Annotated in this window: 19 protein-coding genes; 16 read left to right on the forward strand and 3 right to left on the reverse strand. The window is 69.3% G+C overall.

Annotated elements, in window-relative coordinates:
• Positions 1-133 precede the first annotated feature (133 nt).
• From glpX to EDF33_RS06435, 5 genes are all read left to right on the forward strand, one after another.
• Complete coding sequence (glpX, locus tag EDF33_RS06415) at positions 134-1123, forward strand: class II fructose-bisphosphatase (RefSeq protein WP_111084799.1); 990 nt, start codon at positions 134-136, stop codon at positions 1121-1123.
• A gap of 204 nt (positions 1124-1327) precedes the next feature.
• Complete coding sequence (locus EDF33_RS06420) at positions 1328-2851, forward strand: putative T7SS-secreted protein (protein WP_347812763.1); 1524 nt, start codon at positions 1328-1330, stop codon at positions 2849-2851.
• A gap of 47 nt (positions 2852-2898) precedes the next feature.
• A complete protein-coding gene (locus tag EDF33_RS06425; protein ID WP_131878246.1) occupies positions 2899-3264 on the forward strand; it encodes an SMI1/KNR4 family protein in 366 nt (121 codons plus the stop codon).
• A 3-nt stretch (positions 3265-3267) separates the two neighbouring features.
• A complete protein-coding gene (locus tag EDF33_RS06430; RefSeq protein ID WP_131878248.1) occupies positions 3268-3807 on the forward strand; it encodes an RNA 2'-phosphotransferase in 540 nt (179 codons plus the stop codon).
• Between the two features lie 87 nt (positions 3808-3894).
• Positions 3895-4677: an ankyrin repeat domain-containing protein gene (locus tag EDF33_RS06435; RefSeq protein WP_165901091.1), complete on the forward strand. Its 783-nt coding sequence runs from the start codon at positions 3895-3897 to the stop codon at positions 4675-4677.
• Positions 4678-4765: 88 nt separating this feature from the next.
• Here the strand turns inward: EDF33_RS06435 and rmuC are convergent, their stop codons facing one another.
• Positions 4766-6028 (reverse strand): DNA recombination protein RmuC, encoded by a 1263-nt coding sequence (gene rmuC, locus EDF33_RS06440; protein WP_132099566.1) that lies wholly within the window; start codon positions 6026-6028, stop codon positions 4766-4768.
• A 212-nt stretch (positions 6029-6240) separates the two neighbouring features.
• On the opposite strand from rmuC, the gene iolC reads away from it, so the two are divergent.
• The 11 genes from iolC to EDF33_RS06495 all read left to right on the forward strand — a co-directional run bounded on the left by iolC (position 6241) and on the right by EDF33_RS06495 (position 18507).
• A complete protein-coding gene (gene iolC / locus EDF33_RS06445) occupies positions 6241-7272 on the forward strand; it encodes a 5-dehydro-2-deoxygluconokinase (protein ID WP_131878254.1) in 1032 nt (343 codons plus the stop codon).
• Complete coding sequence (locus EDF33_RS06450) at positions 7265-8221, forward strand: deoxyribose-phosphate aldolase (RefSeq protein WP_207906636.1); 957 nt, start codon at positions 7265-7267, stop codon at positions 8219-8221. The genes iolC and EDF33_RS06450 overlap by 8 nt, the downstream gene beginning before the upstream one ends.
• A complete protein-coding gene (locus EDF33_RS06455; protein WP_173169470.1) occupies positions 8218-9729 on the forward strand; it encodes a CoA-acylating methylmalonate-semialdehyde dehydrogenase in 1512 nt (503 codons plus the stop codon). Before EDF33_RS06450 ends, EDF33_RS06455 begins: the two co-directional genes overlap by 4 nt.
• A gap of 8 nt (positions 9730-9737) precedes the next feature.
• Positions 9738-10670: a 5-deoxy-glucuronate isomerase gene (iolB, locus tag EDF33_RS06460; protein WP_132099567.1), complete on the forward strand. Its 933-nt coding sequence runs from the start codon at positions 9738-9740 to the stop codon at positions 10668-10670.
• Positions 10671-10687: 17 nt separating this feature from the next.
• On the forward strand, positions 10688-12595 hold the full coding sequence (gene iolD / locus EDF33_RS06465) for a 3D-(3,5/4)-trihydroxycyclohexane-1,2-dione acylhydrolase (decyclizing) (RefSeq protein ID WP_207906658.1): 1908 nt from the start codon (positions 10688-10690) through the stop codon (positions 12593-12595).
• A gap of 50 nt (positions 12596-12645) precedes the next feature.
• Positions 12646-13572 (forward strand): sugar phosphate isomerase/epimerase, encoded by a 927-nt coding sequence (locus EDF33_RS06470; RefSeq protein WP_131878260.1) that lies wholly within the window; start codon positions 12646-12648, stop codon positions 13570-13572.
• Positions 13573-13622: 50 nt separating this feature from the next.
• Positions 13623-14654 carry a Gfo/Idh/MocA family oxidoreductase gene (locus EDF33_RS06475; RefSeq protein ID WP_131878262.1) on the forward strand — a complete coding sequence of 344 codons (1032 nt, stop codon included), beginning with the start codon at positions 13623-13625 and terminating at the stop codon, positions 14652-14654.
• Between the two features lie 3 nt (positions 14655-14657).
• The gene (locus tag EDF33_RS06480) at positions 14658-15527 is read left to right on the forward strand and encodes a sugar phosphate isomerase/epimerase family protein (RefSeq protein WP_123938993.1); all 870 of its coding nucleotides are present in this window, start codon (positions 14658-14660) and stop codon (positions 15525-15527) included.
• On the forward strand, positions 15524-16636 hold the full coding sequence (locus EDF33_RS06485; protein WP_123340670.1) for a transaldolase family protein: 1113 nt from the start codon (positions 15524-15526) through the stop codon (positions 16634-16636). The genes EDF33_RS06480 and EDF33_RS06485 overlap by 4 nt, the downstream gene beginning before the upstream one ends.
• A 146-nt stretch (positions 16637-16782) precedes the next feature.
• On the forward strand, positions 16783-17976 hold the full coding sequence (locus EDF33_RS06490; RefSeq protein ID WP_131878264.1) for a Gfo/Idh/MocA family oxidoreductase: 1194 nt from the start codon (positions 16783-16785) through the stop codon (positions 17974-17976).
• A 123-nt stretch (positions 17977-18099) separates the two neighbouring features.
• Positions 18100-18507, forward strand: a complete 408-nt coding sequence (locus EDF33_RS06495) for a tautomerase family protein (protein ID WP_132099569.1) — start codon at positions 18100-18102, stop codon at positions 18505-18507.
• Between the two features lie 165 nt (positions 18508-18672).
• Here the strand turns inward: EDF33_RS06495 and EDF33_RS06500 are convergent, their stop codons facing one another.
• Together EDF33_RS06500 and EDF33_RS06505 are read right to left on the reverse strand one after the other, a co-directional pair.
• Positions 18673-19431 (reverse strand): GntR family transcriptional regulator, encoded by a 759-nt coding sequence (locus EDF33_RS06500; protein WP_123294141.1) that lies wholly within the window; start codon positions 19429-19431, stop codon positions 18673-18675.
• A 95-nt stretch (positions 19432-19526) separates the two neighbouring features.
• The gene (locus tag EDF33_RS06505) at positions 19527-19985 is read right to left on the reverse strand and encodes an SRPBCC family protein (protein ID WP_132099570.1); all 459 of its coding nucleotides are present in this window, start codon (positions 19983-19985) and stop codon (positions 19527-19529) included.
• Positions 19986-20040: the final 55 nt, after the last annotated feature.

Genomic DNA, 20040 nt, shown 5'->3' on the forward strand with positions numbered 1-20040 from the left:
TCCCCGCCGATCGTAGTCAGAAGCTCTGGAGGCGCGGTGCGGGTTACACGGTCGGCTCGCGTCCGCCGTGCACATGCGTGCACGGGCCCGGTGTCCGAACCGCCGGTCGGCCGCCGGTCGGTAGGCTCGGGTCGTGACTCCCTCTACGGAAACCGGCTCCCTGTTCCTCCAGCCCGACCGCAACCTGGCCCTCGAGCTCGTGCGTGCGACGGAGGCCGCCGCGATCCGTGCGCAGCCGTGGGTCGGGCGTGGTGAGAAGAACCTCGCCGACGGCGCCGCGGTCGACGCGATGCGCAAGTTCCTCGGCACCGTGAACTTCGACGGCGTCGTCGTCATCGGTGAGGGCGAGAAGGACAACGCCCCGATGCTCTACAACGGCGAGCACGTCGGCAACGGCCACGGCCCGGCTTGCGACATCGCGGTCGACCCGATCGACGGCACCTCGCTCACCGCAGCCGGCCGTCAGAACGCCATCTCCGTCATGGCCGTCTCGGACCGCGGTTCGATGTACGACCCCTCCGCCGTGTTCTACATGGACAAGATCGCCGCCGGGCCCGAGGGCCGCGGGGTCCTGGACCTCGAGAAGCCGATCGGCGAGAACATCCGCGCGCTCGCGAAGGCCAAGGGCAAGGACCTCGAGGACATGGTCGTGGCCGTGCTCGACCGTCCCCGTCACGACGAGTTGATCCGTGCGATCCGTGCGACGGGCGCCGGGACGCGTCTGCTGCTCGACGGTGACGTCGCCGGTGGCATCGCCGCCGCGCTGCCCGGCTCGACGATCGACATGTGCGTCGGTGTCGGCGGCACCCCCGAGGGCATCATCACGGCGTGCGCGATCAAGGCGCTCGGCGGCGTGATCCTCGGCAAGCTGCAGCCGAAGGACGACGAGGAGCGCGAGCGCGCCATCGCCGCCGGCCACGACCTGGACAAGGTCCTCGACCAGGACGACCTGGTCACGGGTGACAACACGTTCTTCGTCGCCACCGGCGTCACCGACGGTGTCCTGGTCGACGGTGTCCGTCGCTCGCGCGGCGTCATCCACACCGACTCGCTCGTCCTGCGGTCCCGCTCGAACACCATCCGTCGCATCCAGGCGGACCACCGTGCGGAGAAGTGGTTCTGATCCCTGCGAGATCCTGATCGGCGCGAGTCATCGCTGAACCGTTGAGACCCGTCCGCACCACGTCGTCGCGTGGCGCGGACGGGTTTTCCCGTGCACGGGACGAGAGCACACGATGATTCGAATCATCGGCATCTGTGACCCCTGATATGGTCACAACCGCACATCTGTGAAGAAGTGTGCGGAGATCGGACCTGGGGAGGAATGATGGGGCGGCCGTCGGGGTGGGATGTCGTCGATCAGGGTGATGATCCGGTCAAGGGGGATCCGTCGACGTTGCGGATGATGTCGCGGGAGTACCAGCGCATCTCCGACGCCGCGGATGACGCCTCGACCCGGCTGAAGTCGGTGAAGGGGTCCGGGTGGCTGACCGACTGGGAGGGTGAAGCGGCGGACGTGTTCGTCGACGCGATCGAGGACACCCCGTCGGACCTGACCAAGCTCGTCGACTCGTACGAACTCGCCGCGACGGCGTTGTCGGGGTGGGCGGACACGGTCGATGACACCCAGTACCGGGCTGATGGTGCGCTCGCGGACGCGAAGGATGCGTCCGGGGACCTCGCCGCGGCGCAGGACCGGCTCTCCGATGCGCAGTCGAACCTGTCGCACTACCAGTCGGCATCGTCGGACCTGTCGAAGGTCGCGGAGAAGTACCCGGCTGGCTCCGAGGTGCCGGACGGGGTGGACGTGCCGTCGCCGGCGCAGCTGCGGGCGGCGTCCGACAACGCTTCCGTCGCGCAGGGGTCCGTGTCGTCCGCGCAGGGCGACATCGCGGCGGCGCAGTCCCGGATCGACGCAGCGAAGCGGCTCGTGGCGGATGCGAAGGGTGACTGGCAGGACGCGGAGCAGCGGACCGCGACGAAGATCGGTGAAGCGGCTGACGCGGGGCTGGGGAAGCAGTCCACGTGGGACAAGATCTTCGGGTCCGAGGCATGGGAGACCATCGTCTCCATCGCGAAGGTCGTCGTCGCGGTCGGCGGGATCATCGCGATGATCATCCCGGGGCCGTGGACGTTGATCATCGCGGCGATCGCGCTCGTGGTGTTGGCGGACACGTTGTACAAGATGAGCAAGGGCACCGCCGACGGGTGGGACCTCGCGTGGGCCCTCGTCGACTGCGTCCCACTGGCAGGTGGCCTAGGGGTGACGGCTCGGGCGATGCGGATGGCGAGTAAGGGTGGACGGGCGACCTCGCTGTTGCACGTCGGTAGTCGATTCGCACGTGGACGTGATGTGATCGCGAAGCAGGTCAATGCCTTCAGTGCGACGTCCAAGCTGGGAAAGCTGTTCACGCCATTGCAGCGAGTCGTTCGGCCGTTCGAACCTGGTGCTGTTCGGTTCTCGCAGAAGTCTGTCTCCTTCAACAAGATCGACCGCACCACCGGTGAGCCGTACACCTACGACGACATCACAAACAGCATGCGCGACGGCGGTTGGCGCGGAGACCCGGTCGACGTGGTGGAGATGCCGGACGGCGTGAGCACCAGCATGGACAACACTCGGATCAGAGCCGCGCGGGAGACCGAAACGCCAGTGCAGGCGCGCGCACACGAACACCACGAACCGTTGACCGCAAGAGAGGTTGAACGCTTCACGAAGCGTGGCCACGCCGAGCCCAGAACGTGGGGCGAGGCCGCTGAGGTTCGGATGAAGTCGCAAGGCACGAATTGGTCGAAAGCGAATCCAGCTGGGTCTCACGACCTCCCGAAGCTCACCGGAGCACCACAGTGAGGGAACGTCGACTAACAACCGTCGAGGAACGGCAAGTCGAGGCGCGCTTGATCGCGCCCGAGGGATTCCAGTACCCCGAGCGCTTCCAACGTGCCCTTGCACAAGACCCGCTTCCCGACATCGATCCCTTCATGTGGACGTCTGAGTACGAGAGCCAGACAGAGAACTGGGCTGACATCGTTGGGGAGCAGTATCCGACCCGTTCCCTCGTGCCCTTCGCGAAGCACCAGGACACGGACGACGTGTTCTGTTTCGACGGTGGCGACCGTTCGGGCAACCCTCCTGTCCTGATCATCCACACGTTCGCTTCGCCCGGGACGGAGTACCGGGGTCAGTGGACGTCGTTCGACGTCTGGTGGGAGGAAATGGAGGAGCACCGAGCAGTGTGGCTCGCGGAGCAGGAAGAGGACTGAGGCATGCCCCGAAAGGACAGGTCGATCAGCAAGGCGATGTCGCATGCGTTGCGGCACGAACCGGGTTCGTACGGGCTGGAGCTCGGCGCCGACGGGAGCGTCCCGCTCGCAGATCTCGCCGGGGCCTTGGCGCGGTCGGGCGTGGACGCAACGGTGGAGGACTTGCGCCGCATCGTCGCCGAGTCTGACAAGCAGCGCTTCGCGGTGGAGGGTGACCGGATCCGCGCACAGTACGGCCACTCGACCGACGAGCGCATCGTGAAGCCAGCGATCGTGCCGCGACCGGTGCTCTGGCACGCGACTTCTCCCGCGGCGGCTGAGTCGATCCTGCGCGATGGTCTCTTGCCCATGGGGCGCCAGTACGCGCATCTGACGACTGATCGAGAGCTGGCGATGCAAGCGGGTCGACGCAAGTCTCCCGCTCCCGTCCTGCTGCGGGTCGATGCGGATCGCGCGCACCGGGAAGGCGTCGAGTTCTCGGAAGGCCACGACCGAGTGACCCTGGCATTGTTCGTTCCCGCGCGGTACCTCTCGGAGAGATGAGAGGTCGATGCGATCGAGATGCTCACTCGTGGTGTTGGCCGATTCGGGACCCGGCGAGGACGTGGAAGGGCTGAACAGCATCATCTTATGAGCACCGCGACGGACAGTTCTGCTTTCTGGGATGCGATCATTGCGGACGATTCGCAGGCGATCGCGAGGATCGCTGCGGAAGGCTTCGAAGGGTCCTCAGCCTCCCGCGCTCATACCGACGCCCTCACGCCCCTCCACTTCGCCGCTCAGCACGGCGCGGTGCATGCGATACGGGCGCTCCTGGACCTCGGGGTGAAGGTGGATGCGCCGGACCGTTGGGGGACGACGCCGCTGCAGCTCGCAGTGGCGAACTCGGGCGGCGGCGGACTCGATCCGGTGAATCTCTTGCTCGATGCCGGAGCGGATCCCTACTCAGTCAACGACCTGGGCGCGACCCCGCTGAGCTACGCTCGGATCCTCGCGGACGCACCCGCCGGACTCATCATCGTGCTGCAGCAGGATCGGATGCTCAAGAGCGATGAATCGGACGCATCAGTCGTGTTCGAGGCCGCGTCGCGTGGGTCGCTCATCGACATGCAATCGGCAATTCGAGCCGATCCGGGCGCGCTCAACTCTGCGGTAGCTGGAGAGACTCCGCTCCGGCTGCTCGTCCGACGTTCTCTCCCCGTACGACCGAATCGATCGAATCCACATCCGCTCGCGGTGGAGGACGCGGTGGCTGGCGCGAAGGGCATGCTGAGCGCCGGAGCGAAAGCTCGGCTGGTCGGTGCAGACGGCTTCACCGCTCAGGGGCTGGCGCGAGCGTTCCTGGCACCGAAGCCGTTGATCAAAGTGCTCGACCGAGCGGCGAAGGAGGAGCGGGGAAGACGCAATCAATGATCGGAAGGCATTGAGACGTCGCTGCGACGGCTCCGGATCGCTGCACGAACGGAGGTGACCGGCGCGGATCGACGCCGCGAGCGGACGGTCAGTCCTCGTCGACCGCCCCCACCAGCTCCGGCGCCGTGAGCAACCGCGGCTCGTCCTCGATCGACGCCGGGTCCGCGATGACCTTCGACTCGTCGAGCAGCGACAACCGCCGTGCACTCGGCAGCACCTGCCGCTCGAGCGACCCCACGAACCGGTTGTAGTCGACGACGGAGCCCCGGATCGAACGCCCGAGCTTGTCGACGTGTCCCGCCATCGTGGACAGTCGGCCGTAGAGTTCGCGCGAGACCCGGAAGAGCTCGTGCGCCTCTTGCGAGACGACGTCCTGCTGCCACGAGAACGCCACCGTCTTCAGCACGGACCACAGGGTCACGGGTGAGGCGAGGGCGATGCGCTTGCGGAACGCGTGGTCGAGCAGCCCGGGGTCGGCGGCGAGGGCGCTCGAGATGAGCGACTCGGACGGGATGAAGGCGACGGTGAGCTCGGGGGAGGCGTCGTACCCGGTCCAGTACTCGCGCGCGGCAAGGGCGTCGACGTGCGCGCGGAGCGCCTTGACGTGCTGCCCGATGAGCGCGTCGCGCCGAGCCCCCTCGGCACCGGTGGCGGTCGCCGGGATCTCGACGGCCTGCAGGTACGCACTGAACGGCACCTTGGCGTCGACTGCGATGGTCTTGCCCCCGGGCAGGTGCACGACCATGTCGGGGCGGGCGGTGCCGGCCGAGGTGGTGACCGAGGACTGCACGTCGAAGTCGACCCGTTCGAGCAACCCGGCGGCCTCGACCACGTTGCGCAGCTGCGTCTCGCCCCACACCCCGCGGGTGCTGTTCGACGACAGGGCGCTGGCCAGGGTGTCGGCGGTGGCGCGCAGGCGTTCCTCGGACTCGGCGGCCGACCGGAGCTGGGCGGACAGGGCGCCGTACTGCTCGCTGCGGGACTGCTCGAGCTCGGCGATCTTCGTGCGCATGACGTCGAGGGTCTGCGCGACGGGGCTGAGGGCGGACAGCACCTTCGACTCGTTCTGGTTCCGGGCCGAGTCCGCGCCGTGCATGCGCTGCACGAGGTGCTCGAGCTCGGCCGAGCGCCGTTCGAGGGAGTCGACCTGTCGGCGGTACTGGGCGTCCTGCGCGTCGAGGCGTTCCTCGGCGTCGCGGCGGACCTCGTCGAGCCGTGTGCGGAGCGCCTCGGCGCTCGCGCGCGACGCGGCGGCGTCGACGCCGGCGCGCGACCGCGCGAGCGACCAGGCGACGACCGCACCGACGGCGATGCCGATCACGAGACCGATGACCAGGGCGAGGATCTGCATGTCGTGACCTTGGCAGGACCCACCGACACCGGGCCTCCCGGCACACCGACACCGGGCCTCCCGGCACACCGACATCGGGCCTCCCGGCACACCGACGCGGCCACGCGCCCGGCGGGACCAGCCCCGAAAACCATGTCATGACATTAGGGCAAACACGGTGTACAGTCGTGAACGTCCGCCGATGAAGCCGCACGGAAGGTCCACCACGTCGCATGACGAACCCCGCTCCCCACGCCTACGACGTGATCACGATGGGACGCGTCAGCGTCGACATCTACCCGCAGCAGACCGGCCCACTCGAAGACGTCACGACGTTCTCGAAGTCCGTCGGCGGCAGCGCGACCAACGTCGCCATCGCCGCAGCGCGCCACGGTGCCGACGCCGCGGTCATCACCCGCACCGGCAACGACCCCTTCGGCCGGTACATCGCCCGCACCCTGCCGGAGTTCGGCGTCGCGAACGCCTTCGTCGAGACGGTCGAGGGGCTGAACACCCCCGTCGCGTTCTGCGAGATCTTCCCGCCGGACGACTTCCCGCTGTACTTCTACCGTGCCCCGAAGGCGCCGGACCTGATGATCACGGCGAAGTCGCTGCCGCTGCACGAGATCGAGCGGGCGAAGATCTTCTGGACCACGGTGACCGGCCTGAGCGAAGAGCCGAGTCGGCAGGCACACCACGTCGCGTACGAAGCGCGCACAGCCGCGCAGAACAGCACGAAGAGCCACACCGTCTTGGACCTGGACTACCGCTCGATGTTCTGGTCGAGCCCCGAGGCCGCGACGCGCGAGGTCGCCGTCGCCCTCGAACACGCCACGGTCGCCGTCGGCAACCGCGAGGAGTGCGAGGTCGCCGTCGGTGAGACCGACCCGATCCGTGCCGCCGACGCCCTGCTCGAGCGCGGCGTCGAGATCGCCATCGTCAAGCAGGGACCCAAGGGGGTGCTGGCGAAGACCCGCGACGAGTTCGTCGAGTTCCGCCCGCACCACATCGACGTCGTCAACGGGCTCGGCTCGGGCGACGGCTTCGGTGGCGCGCTGACCCACGGCCTGCTGCAGGGCTGGGGTCTCGAACGGATCCTCGCCTTCTGCAACGCCGCCGGCGCCATCGTCGCGACCCGGTTCGAGTGCTCGACGGCGATGCCCACGAGCGACGAGATCGAGTCGTTCATCGCCAGCAACCCCGCCGACGGCACGAACCACACGAGCACGGGTGCGACCAACACCGAGGAGAAGACCCATGCCTGAGATCAGCCCCGCTGACTTCCAGCGCCTCCGGGACATCCGCGCCGGACAGCCCGAACTGGTGCGGTCCGTGCTCGACGCTCGGCACAAGCGCTCCCTGCTCGCCGACGACGGCAAGCTCTTCATCGTCGCCGCCGACCACCCGGCACGCGGTGCCCTGGCGGTCCGGAACGACGAGTCCGCCATGGCCGACCGCTACGACCTGCTCGAGCGGCTCGTCACGGCGCTCGGTCGCCCCGGCGTCGACGGGGTGCTCGGGACGCCCGACATCCTCGAGGACCTGGCACTGCTCGGCGCCCTCGACGGCAAGGTCGTCGTCGGGTCGATGAACCGCGGCGGGCTGCGCGGCGCGACGTTCGAGATGGACGACCGCTACACCGCGTACTCGGCGCAGGCCATCAAGGACTCCGGGCTCGACTTCGCCAAGCTCCTGGTGCGCATCGCGCTCGAGGACTCGGGCACGGCCCCGACGCTCGAGGCCACGGCCCGTGCGGTCAGCGAAGCCGCCGCACTCCAGCTGCCGATCATGCTCGAGCCGTTCATGTCCGCGTGGCAGGACGGCCGGGTCGTGAACGACCTGACCGCCGACGCCGTCATCACCTCGATGGCGATCGCCGCGGGCCTGGGGGAGTCCAGCGCCTACAGCTGGCTGAAGATCCCGGTCGTCGACGACATGGAGCGGGTGATGGCGGCGACGACGCTGCCGACGCTCCTGCTCGGTGGCGACCCGTCGAGCAAGCCGCTCGAGACGTACGCCAAGTGGGCTGATGCCCTCGCGCTCCCCGGCGTGCGCGGCCTGGTCGTCGGCCGCACCCTGCTCTACCCGCCGGACGGCGACGTCGCCACCGCGGTCGACGTGGCCGCCGGCCTCGTCCACACCGGGAGCGCCGGCACCGCGAACGCCGGCACCACGCACGAACAAGCCACCACACTCGAAGGAAGCAACGCATGACCACCACGGAGACCGCCACCACCACCGTCGGCCACTGGATCGGCGGCAAGCACGTCGAGTCCGCGTCGGGCAACAGCGCCCCCGTGTACGACCCGGCCCTGGGCGTCGCGACGAAGCAGGTCGCCCTGGCGAACGAGGACGAGATCCAGGCCGCCATCGCGAGCGCCAAGGCGGCGTTCCCGGCATGGAGCAACCTGTCGCTCACCAAGCGCCAGCAGATCCTGTTCTCGTTCCGCGAGATCCTGAACCGCGACAAGGGCGAGCTCGCCGAGATCATCACGAGCGAGCACGGCAAGGTCATCGACGACGCCCTGGGTGAGATCGCCCGTGGGCAGGAGGTCGTGGAGCTCGCGACGAACATCCCGAGCCTGCTCAAGGGCGAGTTCTCCGACCAGGTCTCGACCGGCATCGACGTGTACTCGATCCGGCAGCCGCTCGGCGTCGTGGGCATCATCAGCCCCTTCAACTTCCCGGCGATGGTGCCGCTGTGGTTCCTGCCGATCGCGATCGCCGCGGGCAACACCGTCGTGCTGAAGCCGTCCGAGAAGGACCCGAGCGCCGCCATCTGGCTTGCCGAGAAGTTCTCCGAGGCCGGTCTCCCCGACGGTGTCTTCAACGTCCTCAACGGCGACAAGCTGAGCGTCGACGGCCTGCTCACGAGCCCCGACGTCGAGTCGATCTCGTTCGTCGGTTCCACGCCGATCGCGCAGTACGTCTACGAGACGGGCACGAAGCACGGCAAGCGCGTGCAGGCCCTGGGCGGCGCGAAGAACCACATGCTGGTGCTGCCGGACGCCGACCTCGACCTGGTCGCGGACAACGCCATCAACGCGGGCTTCGGCTCCGCCGGTGAGCGCTGCATGGCGATCTCGGTCGTCGTCGCCGTCGAGCCGGTGGCCGACGAGCTCATCCAGAAGATCAAGGACCGCGCGGCCACCCTGCGCATCGGCGACGGTCGTCGCGGATGCGACATGGGCCCGCTCGTCACGAAGCAGCACCGTGACAAGGTCGCCTCGTACATCGAGGTCGCAGAGCAGGACGGTGCGGTGGTTGTGGTGGACGGCCGCACCGTCCGACCCGACGGCGACGAGAACGGCTTCTGGCTGGGCCCGACGCTGATCGACCAGGTCCCCACCACGAGCCGCGTCTACACCGAGGAGATCTTCGGCCCGGTGCTGAGCGTCGTCCGCGTCGCCACGTACGAAGAGGGCCTCGAGCTCATCAACAGCGGTGCGTACGGCAACGGGACCGCCATCTTCACCAACGACGGCGGCGCTGCCCGTCGATTCCAGCGCGACGTGCAGGTCGGCATGATCGGCATCAACGTCCCGATCCCCGTGCCGGTCGCGTACTTCTCGTTCGGCGGCTGGAAGAACTCGCTGTTCGGTGACCACAAGGCGTACGGCGCCGACGGCGTGAGCTTCTTCACCCGCCAGAAGGCGATCACGAGCCGCTGGCTCGACCCGTCGCACGGCGGCATCAACCTCGGCTTCCCGTCGAACAACTGAGCCGCAGCATGGCGAACGAACAGCACGAGCACGACCAGTGGTTCATCCCGAAGGGGAGCCGGCCGGAGGCCGGCTGGACCGACGTCGTCGACGGCCGCATCGCAGGATGGGCGCACACCGGGCTCCGGACCGGCACCCTGACGGACGGTGACCCGACCGGCGCGCGCGAGTTGCGCCTCCCGGCCGACGCCGTGGAGCGCATCGTCGTGCCGCTCGCCGGGTCGTTCCACGTGACCCACGCGGGCGCCGCCGGGGACGGCGAGCAGACCCTGCAGGGGCGCGCGAACGTCTTCGAGGGCCCCACCGACGTCCTGTACCTCGGGTCCGGCACCGCGGCGACGATCACCGGCGCGGGCCGGTTCGCGGTCGCCGAGGCGCCCACCGACACCGTCAAGGCGACCACGTACGTGGCCCGGCAGGACGTGCCGGTGGAGCTCCGCGGTGCCGGGCAGTCCAGCCGCCAGGTGCACAACTTCGGCACCCCGGCGGCCCTCGACGCGGACAAGTTCATCGTGTGCGAGGTGATCACGCCGGCCGGCAACTGGTCGTCGTACCCGCCGCACAAGCACGACACGAACGTGCCGGGCGAGGAGTCGAACCTCGAGGAGATCTACTACTACGAGTCCGCGGTCGCACGCGGCCTCTCCGCTCCGGCCACCGCCGACCCGTTCGCACTGCACCGCACGTACGCATCGGACGACCGTCCGATCGACGAGTTCCGCGAAGTGCGCACCGGCGACGTCGCGCTGGTGCCGCACGGTTGGCACGGTCCCGCCGTCGCCGCCCCCGGCTACGACATGTACTACCTCAACGTGATGGCCGGGCCCGACCCGGAGCGCGTCTGGAACATCACCGACGACCCGGCCCACGGCTGGGTCCGCCAGGCCTGGGCGAGCGAGCAGCTCGACCCGCGCCTGCCCTACGAAAGGAAGCACGCGTGACCACCAACACGCGCCGGATGACCGTCGGCCAGGCACTCGTCGAGTTCCTGGCCAACCAGTGGACCGTCGACGGCGACGTCCGCGAACGCACCATCCCGGGGATCTTCGGCATCTTCGGGCACGGCAACGTCGCCGGCGTCGGACAGGCCATCAAGCAGCTCCACGTCGAACAGCCCGGCCTGCTGCCGTACCACCAGGCGCGCAACGAGCAGGCGATGGTGCACGAGGCCGTCGGCTTCGCCCGCATGCACCGCCGCCGTGCGACCTTCGCCGCGACGGCGTCGGTCGGCCCGGGCGCCGCGAACATGCTCACCGCCGCTGCGCTCGCGACGACGAACCGCCTGCCCGCTCTGCTGCTGCCGTCGGACACGTTCGCGACGCGGACCACCGACCCGGTGCTCCAGCAGATCGAGCTGCCGCACGACACCTCGATCCAGGTGACGGACGCGTTCCGTCCGCTGTCGCGCTACTTCGACCGCGTCGAGCGCCCCGAGCAGCTGTTCTCGATCGCCCTCGCCGCGATGCGCGTGCTCACCGACCCGGCCGAGACCGGTGCCGTGACCATCGCCCTGCCCGAGGACGTGCAGGCCGAGGAGTTCGACGTCCCCGTCGCGTTCCTGCAGCCGCGCGAGTGGCACATCCGTCGTCCGCTGCCCGAGAACGGGCCGCTGGCGCGTGCGGTCGCCGCGATCCGGGGCGCGCAGCGCCCGGTGATCGTCGCGGGCGGCGGCGTGCTGTACTCCGGCGCGGAGCACGAGCTCGCGGCCTTCGTCGAGGCCACCGGCATCCCGGTCGGTACCTCGCAGGCTGGCGGCGGCTCGCTCGTCTGGGACCACCCGCAGTACCTCGGTGGCATCGGCGCGACCGGCACGGCCGCCGCGAACGCGGTCGCCGCGCAGGCGGACGTCGTGATCGGGATCGGCACGCGCTACAGCGACTTCACGACCGCCTCGCGGACCGCGTTCCAGAACCCGGACGTCACGTTCGTGAACGTCAACGTGGCCGCGTTCGACGCGTACAAGCACGGTTCGCAGCTGCCGCTGATCGCGGATGCCCGGGAGGCCCTGGTCGCGTTGACCGCGGCGCTCGCGTCGTCCGGGTCGTCACCCGCAGAGCCCGCGTTCGTCGTCGACGCCGCCTACGCTGCGGAGATCGCGTCGCTGAAGGCGGCGTGGGACGCAGCCGTCGACGGCGCGTTCGCGCCGTCCGGCGCCGACCTGCCCGGTCAGCCGGAGATCATCGGCGCCGTGCAGTCGGTGTCCGACCCGCGCGACGTCGTCATCCAGGCGGCCGGATCGCTGCCCGGCGACCTGCACAAGCTCTGGCGCGTGCAGGACGCCCTCGGTTACCACGTCGAGTACGCGTTCTCGTGCATGGGCTACGAGATCGCCGGCGGCATCGGCGTCCGTCGTGGCGCCCCGGACCGCGACGCGATCGTCATGGTCGGCGACGGCAGCTACCTCATGCTGCACACCGAGCTCGTCACCGCCGTGGCCGAGGGCATCAAGATCATCGTCGTGCTCATCCAGAACCACGGGTACGCGTCGATCGGGCACCTGTCCGAGACCGTCGGGTCCGAGCGCTACGGCACGAAGTACCGCTACCTGGACGAGACGCAGTCGTTCGACAACGGCGACCCGCTGCCGGTCGACCTCGCGGCGAACGCGCGGTCGTACGGCGTCGACGTGATCGAGGTCCAGCCCGGCCCGGACAGCATCGAGGATCTCAAGGCCGCGGTGCGCCAGGCGAAGGCGAACGACCACACCACCCTCGTGCACATCAACTCGGACCCGCTGGTCTACGCCCCCGAGGGCGACGGCTGGTGGGACGTGCCGGTGGCGCAGACCTCGACGCTGTCGAGCACGCAGACCGCCCGCGCCGAGTACGAGCAGCAGGTCGCCGCACAGCGCCCGCTGCTCGGCTGAGCACCACCGTCCACCACAGGCACCACACCCAGAAAGCAGACGACGACGTCATGACCGACACCGCCACCGCCACCGACGCCATCCGGATCGGCACCGCTCCCGACTCGTGGGGCGTCTGGTTCCCCGACGACCCCAACCAGGTGCCGTGGAAGCGCTTCCTCGACGAAGCGGCCGCCGCCGGGTACGAGTGGATCGAGCTCGGACCGTACGGCTACCTGCCGACCGACCCGTCGCAGCTGTCGGACGAGCTCGAGTCGCGCGGGCTGAAGCTGTCCGCCGGAACGGTGTTCACCGGGTTCCACAAGGGTGAGGACCAGTTCCAGCGTGCCTGGGACCAGGCCGTGGCGGTCGCGGGTCTGGCAGCGAAGCTCGGCGCCCAGCACCTCGTGACGATCCCGGACCTGTGGCGCTCGGACGCCACCGAGGAGGTCCTCGAGTCGCGCACCCTGACCGACGAGCAGTGGGACCGCCTCGGCAAGGGCCACGACCAGCTCGGCAAGGCGCTGCTCGAGGAGTACGGCGTCCACCAGCAGTTCCACACCCACGCGGACAGCCACGTCGGCACCTACAAGGAGACCGTGCGGTTCCTGTCGGAGACTGATCCGGCGTACACGAACCTCTGCCTCGACACCGGCCACTTCGCGTACTACGGCGGCGACAACCTCAAGCTCATCGCCGCGCACCCGGAGCGCATCGGGTACCTGCACCTCAAGCAGGTGGACACCGACCTGCTCTTCGACGTGCTGAAGAACGACGTCCCGTTCGCCACCGCCGTGTCGCAGGGGATCATGACCGAGCCGCCGCACGGCACCCCGGAGCTCGCCCCGATCATCGAGGCCGTCGCGAAGATCAACCCGGACGTCTTCGGCATCGTCGAGCAGGACATGTACGGCTGCTCGGTCGATGCCCCCGGCCCGATCGCCGAGCGCACCTTCCAGCACATCTTCGGTTCCACGTCCGCCGCCCGCGTGTCCTGACCGGCCCCGGCAGCCGTCCACGCAGCGTCATCTACCCCAGGAGCACCGCCATGAGCACCACTGACAACCTCCGCGTCGCCGTCGTCGGCGCGGGCGCCATGGGCAGCGACCACATCCGTCGCATCACCTCGACCATCGCCGGCGCCGACGTCGTCGCCATCGTCGACCCCGACTCCGGCCGTGCGACCGCCGCCGCGGCGAAGGCGCCCGGAGCGATCACCGCGGCATCGTTCGAGGAGGCGCTCGACGCCACCCCGATCGACGCCGTCATCGTCGCGACGCCCGGCTTCCTGCACGAGCCGGTCCTGGTGCCGGCGATCGAGCGCGGTCTCGCCGTCCTGTGCGAGAAGCCACTCACGACCTCGGCCGAGGACTCGTTGCGGATCGTCGAGCTCGAGCAGGCGACGTCCGACCGTCCGAAGATCCAGGTCGGTTTCATGCGCCGCTTCGACAAGGGCTACCAGGAGCTGCGCGCGCTGCGCGAGTCCGGGGCCAACGGCGCCCTGCTCGCGCTGCACCACGCGCACCGCAACCCGACCACGCCGCCGAACTTCAGCGAGTCGATGCTCATCCACGACTCGGTGATCCACGAGATCGACATCATCCCGTTCATCACGGGCGAGGCGATCACGAGCGTCGAGGTCAAGAAGCCCCGGAAGAACTCGCTCGCCCCGGCCGACCTGCCCGAGCCGCAGTTCGTGCTGTTCACCACCGAGTCCGGCACCATGGCGATCGTCGAGATCAACGTGAACGCCCAGTTCGGCTACCAGGTCACGACCGACGCGGTGTTCGAGTCCGGTGTCGCGTACATCGGTCGCGAGACCTCGCTCAACCTCGTGTCGCAGGGCGTCTCCGGCCAGGGCGTCACCCCGTCGTTCGTCGAGCGCTTCGGTGCTGCCTACGACGAAGAGGTGCAGCGTTGGGTCGACGCCGCGCGCACCGGTGGCATCGACGGTCCGAGCGCCTGGGACGGCTACACGGCGTCGGTCGTCGCCGAGGTCGCCGTGCGTGCGCAGCAGTCCGGTGCGCACGAGCCGATCACGTACGCCACCGCGAAGCCCGCGTTCTACGAGACGGCCTGATCGATGCCGAAGATCGCACTCGACCCCACGCCGTACCACCACGACCTGTCGCTGCTGGAGTTCCCGCAGAAGGTGGCCGACCTCGGCTACGAGTACCTGCAGCTCACCCCGCACAAGGACTTCATCCCGTTCTACCGGCACCCCACGGCCGACGACGACCTCGTCGACGCGTTCGCCGCGGCGTGCACGACGGCCGGGGTCCAGGTCGCGTCGGTCCTGCCCGTCCTGCGCTGGGCCGGCCCGGACAAGGAGGCCCGCGAGGCCGCCGTCAAGAAGTGGAAGCGGGTCATCGAGATCACGAAGCGCCTGGGCGTGGACACGATCAACACGGAGTTCTCCGGCCGACCCGAACGCGCTGAGGAGTCCGAGGACCAGTTCCACTGGGCGATGGAGGAGCTCCTGCCGATCATCGAGGACTCCGGCATCCGGGTCCTCATCGACCCGCACCCCGACGACTTCGTCGAGGACGGGCTCGAGGCACTCCGGGTGATCCGCGGGCTGAACTCGAAGAGCATCGGCTTCGTCTACGTCGCCTGCCACACGTTCCACTACGGCGGCAACATGGACGAGATCATCGACGCCGCGGGCGACTCGCTGCAGCTCGTGCACGTCGCCGACGCCTACGACCACCACCGGTCGCACGGCCTGCGCTACATCACCAACCCGCCCGGCAACCCGGTCCGCGTGCACCAGCACCTGCCGGTCGGCCAGGCGGACGTCGACTTCGACGCCTTCTGGGCCGCCCTCGACCGGGTCGGCTTCACGGCGCGCGAGGACACCGTCGCGGTGTCGAGCGTCTTCGCCGAGGACGAGAACGCCGACGAGGTCTCGCGCTTCCAGCTCGACACGATCAAGAAGGGACTCACACGATGACCGACACCCTCTCGTCACCGGCGACCACCGACGCCGACGTCCGACCCGTCACGCTGCAGGCCGCGTCGCAGACCGTGACCGCCCTGTGGAACGACTCCGCCGACCCGCGCGAACTGTCCACCGCGATCCACGAGTACGGCGCCGTCGGGGCGACCTGCAACCCGGTGATCGCGTACACCTGCATCAAGCAGGACCCGGAGACCTGGGTGCCGCGCATCCGCGAGATCGCCGCGGAGCACCCGACCGCGGGGGAGTCCTGGATCGGTTGGAAGGCCGTCGAGGAGCTCTCCATCGCGGCGGCCGAGCAGCTGCTGCCCGCGTTCGAGGCGTCCGGCGGCCGCAACGGTCGCCTGTCGATGCAGACCGACCCGCGGTTCCACCGCGACGCCGACGCCCTGGTCGAGCAGGCCGTGCGGTTCTCGCAGCTCGCCCCGAACATCATCGTGAAGATCCCCGCCACCAAGGTCGGCATCGCCGCGATCGAGGAGGCCGCCTACCGCGGGGTCTCGATCAACGCGACGGTGTCGTTCACGGTGCCGCAGGTCGTCGCCGTCGGTGAGGCCATCGAGCGTGCGCTCGACCGTCGTGCCGCCGACGGGCTGCCCGACCAGGAGTTCGGCCACGTCGTCACGCTGATGGCCGGCCGGTTCGACGACTGGCTGAAGACCGTCGTCAAGCGGGACCACGTCATGGTCGACCCCGGCATCCTCGAGTGGGCCGGCGTCGCCGCGGTGAAGAACGCCTACCGGGTGTTCCAGGAGCGTGGCTTCCGGTCGCGCGTGCTCGTCGCCGCCTTCCGGAACGCCTTGCAGTGGTCGGAGTTCCAGGGCGGGGACCTCGTCGTCTCGCCGCCGTTCCAGTGGACGAAGGACATCAACGCGAACGCGTTCCCGTTCCGTCCGGACGCCATCCACGACGAGGTGCCGGCCGACGTCATCGCGGCTCTGCGCGCTGCGACGCCCGAGTTCGCGCGCGGGTACGACGTCGACGGCATGACGATCGACGAGTTCGACCGGTTCGGCGCCACGGTGACGACGCTGCGCCAGTTCCTCGACGCCGACGCGCAGCTCGACGCCCTGGTGCGGGACATCATCTTCCCGCCGAACTGAGCCGAGCCACTTCGTGAGCAGAAGACGTCGGGTCGCCCCAGGTGACCCGACGTCTTCTGCTCACGGTCTTTGTACTGACAAACCACGAGCGATCCCGTACGATGGTTGGCGCGCTCCAATCGGCGCCCACGAACGAAGGAGTTCCCATGGACAGCATCGGTGTCGGCCTCATCTCGGTCGGCTGGATGGGGCGGCTGCACTCCCGCGCCTACCGCGCCCTGCCGGACCACTTCCCGGAGCTCGGCGTGCAGCCCCGGCTCGTCGTCGCCGCGGACCCGATCGAGGCCGCACGTGACCAGGCCGTCACCCGCCTGGGCTACGAGCGGGCGGTCGCCGACTACCACGAGGTCCTCGCCGACCCGGCCGTCGACGTCGTGTCGATCTGCTCGCCGAACTTCCTGCACCGCGAGATGGCGGTCGCCGCTGCCGAGGCCGGCAAGCCGTTCTGGATCGAGAAGCCGATGGGCCGCTACGCCAGCGACTCGCGGCAGATCCACGAGGCCGTCCAGCGCGCGGGCGTCATCACGAGCGTCGGGTTCAACTACCGGCACGCCCCCGCGATCGAGCGGTCGCGCGAACTCGTCCGCAGCGGCCGCCTCGGTCGGATCACGAACGTGCGCGGGTCGCTGCTCGCCGACTACTCGTCCGACCCCGCGGCGCCGCTGACCTGGCGCTTCGAGCGTGAGCGTGCCGGTTCGGGCGTGCTCGGCGACCTGCTGTCGCACGGCCTCGACCTGGCGCAGTACGTGGTCGGCCGGATCGCCAGCGTGAGCGCGCTCGCCGAGACCTTCATCCAGGAGCGCCCGAAGCCGGCCGCGGGCATCGTCGACCGGAGCGCCGCCGCCACCGGCGACCTCGGCCGCGTCGAGAACGAGGACTACGCAGCCCTGCTCTTCCGCTTCGAGGACGGCGCCGTCGGCACCATGGACTCGAGCCGTGTCATGCGGGGGCCGCACGCTGAGTACACGCTCGAGATCTACGGCACCAGGGGGTCGGTGCGGTGGGACTTCCAGCGTCTCAACGAGCTCGAGGTGTACCTCGACGGGCAAGAGGTGGACGGCTACGCCACGCACTACGTCGCCTCGGGTGACGGCGAGTTCGCGCGCTTCCAACCCGGCGCCGGCACGGCCATGGGCTACGACGACCTGAAGACGATCGAGGCCGCTCAGTTCATCGCGAGCGTCCGCCGCGGGGAGCAGCTCGCCCCGTCGGTCGCCGACGGGCTGGCTGCTGCGTCCATCGTCGAGGCGGCGGAGGCGTCCCTCGCCGACGGTGCGTGGCACGACGTCGCGCGCGTCGACGGACCGCTCACCTACGCAGCGGCGACCCCCGTGCTCTAGACGGTCGCGGACGACGGACGGGAGGCGCGATGCCCAGCTGGCACCGCGCCTCCCGTCTCTCTGTTCTTGACTGTCAATCCATGTTAGTTTGTCAGGACAAAGTCCCGAACTGCAGGAGGCACCATGCCGCTCGTCCGTATCGACCTCGCCACCGGCCGCACGCCGCAGGCGGTGCGCGCCATCGCCGACGCGATCCACCAGGCGATCGTCGACGTGTACGCGATCCCCGTGCGCGACCGGTTCCAGGTGATCACCGAGCACCCGGCGCAGCAGATCATCGCCGAGGACGCCGGCCTGGGGTTCGAGCGCACCGAGGGCGTCGTCGTGATCCAGGTCTTCACGCAGCGCGGGCGCACCGACGAGGCGAAGACGACGCTGTACGCGGCCATCCACGACGCCCTGGCGGCGATCGGTGTGGCGTCCGAGGACGTCTTCATCGGCTACGTCGAGAACGGCCCGCAGGACTGGTCGTTCGGCTTCGGGCGTGCCCAGTACGTGACCGGCGAGCTCGGCGTGCCCGCGCTCGCCTGAGCGCGGGTCTGTCTGTCTGTCCTGCGCGCCCGCTCGCTCCGTCTGCCGGTCCCGAGGTTCCGAAATCTCGGCATCTCGAGGCGTCCAGCGGCCATCCGTGGAACCTCGGCGTCACGCGTACGGCAGTTCGTGGAACCTCGACGTCACGCGGACAGCACGAACTGCCTACTTGTCGACGAGGGTGACCTCGAACGAGTAGCGGTCGGGGCGGTAGCAGTGCACGCCGTACTCGACCGCGCGGCCCGAGGCGTCGTACGCGGTGCGGCTCATGGTGAGCACGGGGTCGCCGTCCTCGATCTCGAGCAGACCGGCCTCTTCGTCGGTGACCGCGCGGGCACCGATCCGCTGCTTCGCCACCCGCATCGTCACGCCGCGACCGCGGAGCAGCTGGTAGAGCCCGTGGTCCTGCAGGTCCTGGTCGGTGATCTCGAGGAACTCCGGCGGCAGGTAGTTCTCGAGGATCGCCATCGGGACGTCCTCGGCGAACCGCACGCGGCGGATGTGCGCGACGATCGTGCCGGGCTCGATGCTCAGGGCTGCGGCGACCTCGTCCGAGGCAGGGACGTCGTTGCGCTCGAGGAGCTTCGTCGCCGGTGCCTGTGACCCCTGGGCCAGGTCGTCGTACAGGCTCGTGAGCTCGACCTTGCGGGTCACCGGGCCGTGCACGACCTGTGTGCCGATGCCGCGGCGGCGGACGAGCAGGCCCTTGTCGACGAGGTCCTGGATCGCCCGGCGGATCGTCGGGCGCGACAGCCCGAGGCGTTCGCCGAGCGCGATCTCGTTCTCGAGACGGGCGCCGGGAGGCATCACACCGGAGCGGATCGACTCCTCGATGCGCGAGGCCACCTGGAAGTAGAGGGGCATGGGACCCGACCGGTCCAGGTCCATGAACAGGTCGGACGGCAGCTGGCCTTCGTTGGTCATCGCGGTCCTTCGGGGAATTGCGGGTTCGGCATCGATGCCGAGGGATTGTCGTGACAATACCACCGGGTGCCCTGCTCCCCGGTGTGCCACTCCCGTCAGCGCTCGACCGCAGCCTTCAGCTTGGCGAGGCCCTTCTCGAAGTCGCCGCCGAGGAACTTGTCCATGTTGACGAACACTCCCATCACGCGCGACATCAGGTTCTGCGGGCTCGTCATCGACCAGACGACCCGCGTGCCGTCGGTCGCTTCGTGCAACCGGAATGCGACTGCGCTCGACGACTTGAACGGTGCGGTGAACTGCAGGGCGACGTCCACCTCGGTGGCATCGACCCGTGTGATCGCCATGGACCCGGCGCCGGCCTTGCGGTTGCCCTTCCAGTCGTACGTCGAGCCGACCGTCCCCGGTTCGCCGGCGTACGTCCGCTGCAGCGCGGGATCCTGCCCCTCCCACGGCGACCACTCGACCCAGCGGTGCAGGTCTGCCAGGTACGGGGTGATGTCCGCGGCGCGAGCCGTGATGACGGTCTCGCGTTCGATCGTGGTGGGCGCAGCCATGCGCTGAGCGTAGTGCTGCTGTCGAGGCCGCGACAGGGACCTTCGGATCGGCCCG

It is taken from the genome of Curtobacterium sp. PhB146 (genome assembly GCF_004342995.1).
In the GTDB taxonomy this organism is placed as follows: Bacteria; Actinomycetota; Actinomycetes; order Actinomycetales; family Microbacteriaceae; genus Curtobacterium.